Here is a 1,577-nt window from a genome sequence, read left to right as displayed (position 1 = left end):
GAAAAGGAATAGACGTGTCAGAGTGGCAGGGTGACATTGATTTCAACGCGGTGAAAGCATCCGGTGTTGAGTTTGTGATCATTCGAGCAGGATACGGTATCGGATGCAAAGACAAGTGGTTTGAACAGAACTATCGTAAAGCAAAAACATGCGGTCTTGACGTGGGAGCTTACTGGTATTCGTACGCAAACTCTGGTTTTGAGGCGGCTGAGGAGGCTCAAAGCTGTGTGAACATGCTTTCAGGTAAGAGTTTTGAGTATCCTGTTTACTTTGATTTGGAAGAAAAAAGCCAGCTTAACCGTGGGCGAGCTTTCTGCGATTCGCTGATTACCGGTTTTTGCAGCAAACTGGAAGCTTGCGGGTATTATGCAGGTTTTTACACCTCGCTTTCAACTGCTAATAATCTTGTGTCCTCTCATGTTAGAGACCGTTACGCTTTGTGGATCGCACAGTGGAACACGCACTGCAGTTATCAGGGTTCGTATGGTCTTTGGCAATACTCGTCAAGTGGCAGTGTGCCTGGAGTAGTTGGCAGAGTTGACATGGATTATGCTTACAAGGATTATCCGAGCGTGATAAAAAACGCTGGATTAAACGGGTGTAAAAACGGCGGCTCTGACCAAGCTGCGCGCACGTCGAGTATTGATGAGGTGGCGCGAGAAGTTATTAACGGCGCTTGGGGTAACGGAAATGAGCGTAAACAGCGTTTAACTTCAGCCGGATACGATTATGCGAGCGTGCAAAATAAGGTTAATGAGCTTCTTGGTGTTAAAGCCTGTAGAAAGTCGGTTGATGAGCTTGCACGTGAAGTAATCCGAGGCGCGTGGGGTAACGGTAGCACGCGTAAACAGCGTTTAACTTCTGCCGGATACGATTATGCTACGGTACAAAAACGAGTAAACGAACTCTTGTAAAACAGTTTGAAACATGTAAAGCCCGAGGCTTGTTCCTACATTGGAGCAATCCTCGGGCTTTTTTTATTTTTTAAGGTTAAATTGTCAAGTCAATAGGTTAAAAAACACTGTTTTTTCTTTGCCTGTGATGTAAGGAGGCACAGGCAAATGAATATAAAAGAAAAACAGCAAGTCAAATTACTAAGAGATGAAGGCCTTAGCTATACGCAGATTGCAAACCGTATGGATGTTTCCGTTAACACGATTAAAAGCTACTGCAAACGTAACAGTCTAGGCGTAATCCAGTCTACGAAAACACAGACGGAATTATGTGAATCTTGTTCAAAACCAATTAAGCAAAACACAGGAAGAAAAGTTAAACGTTTCTGCTCTGACGCGTGTAGAAACACGTGGTGGAGTAAGCATACACAGTTGGTAAAAAGACAGGCAAACTATGAGTGTGTCTGTTGTAACTGTGGTGAAAGTTTTACATCCTACGGTAATAAGACTCGAAAATACTGCTGCCACGCCTGCTATATAGAACATCGTTTTGAAGGTGAGCATCATGCAAATAAGTAATGATGCTCACGGGCTAAAGGATGTTAAAGCGAGAGCTTGGACGAAAGAGAGTATGCAGGCGGATTTTCGTTTTGAAATAGCCGAAAAACTTACCGTTTCACTCTG

The 1,577-nt window shown here is 43.7% G+C and carries 2 protein-coding genes; both read left to right on the top strand.

What is annotated here, in order from left to right:
* Window positions 1-914, top strand: a 914-nt coding sequence (locus ACTJLE_RS06240; protein WP_481267878.1) for a GH25 family lysozyme, incomplete at its 5' end; no start/stop codon positions are given.
* A 147-nt stretch (window positions 915-1,061) separates the two neighbouring features.
* A complete protein-coding gene (locus tag ACTJLE_RS06235; protein ID WP_473412422.1) occupies window positions 1,062-1,472 on the top strand; it encodes an RNA polymerase subunit sigma-70 in 411 nt (136 codons plus the stop codon).
* Window positions 1,473-1,577: the final 105 nt, after the last annotated feature.

It is taken from the genome of Gardnerella sp. CCPDSM, assembly GCF_056754715.1.
Note: the sequence above shows the minus strand (reverse complement) of the source record. Positions and strands in the feature narration are given on the sequence as shown.

What these genes read in the sequence shown, in the direction of transcription:
- ACTJLE_RS06235 (WP_473412422.1), top strand. Translation starts at nt 1,062, where the DNA reads ATGAATATAAAAGAAAAACAGCAAGTCAAATTACTAAGAGATGAAGGC.